The sequence below is a fragment of the Streptomyces albidochromogenes genome, from assembly GCF_005981925.1.
In the GTDB taxonomy this organism is placed as follows: Bacteria; Actinomycetota; Actinomycetes; order Streptomycetales; family Streptomycetaceae; genus Streptomyces; species Streptomyces albidochromogenes.
Window position 1 is genome coordinate 1 of the sequence record NZ_VBVX01000778.1, and the last position, 399, is coordinate 399.

Consider the following 399-nt stretch of genomic DNA (forward strand, 5'->3'; position numbering starts at 1 on the left):
GTGCTGGGGGTGGTCATCCGGTGGTAGTTCTCCAAGGCCGACGCATACTTCGTCATCGCCGAGACAACGTCAACTCCCCTGCGCTCCAAGGCATCCCGCAGCACCTCGTAATGCCCCATCTCGGCGGCGGCCATGCTCGCCATGTTGATCCGGCCCCGCAGATTCGGTGCCATGCGCGCTTCTTCGGTGAGCCGGTAGAACGCGGCGACCTCGCCGTAGGCCAGCACCGCGAACAATTCGTTGACACCGGGGTGATCCGCCGGCACACCCGAATCGACCGGTTTGGCGATCTGTTCCGCAGCAGGCTGAGGCGAATTCATGACGCCAACTCTAGACGCCGTCAGACGGGGTTGATCGGCTGGCAAATCGGTCCAGACACCGCGACCAGCTACAATGGGT

1 protein-coding gene is annotated in these 399 nt (G+C 63.2%); it reads right to left on the bottom strand.

Going from position 1 to position 399, the window contains the following annotated elements; all coding sequences use genetic code 11:
- Positions 1-320, bottom strand: a 320-nt coding sequence (locus E2E34_RS35160; protein ID WP_244316417.1) for a ferritin-like fold-containing protein, incomplete at its 3' end; no start/stop codon positions are given.
- Between the last annotated feature and the right edge of the window lie 79 nt (positions 321-399).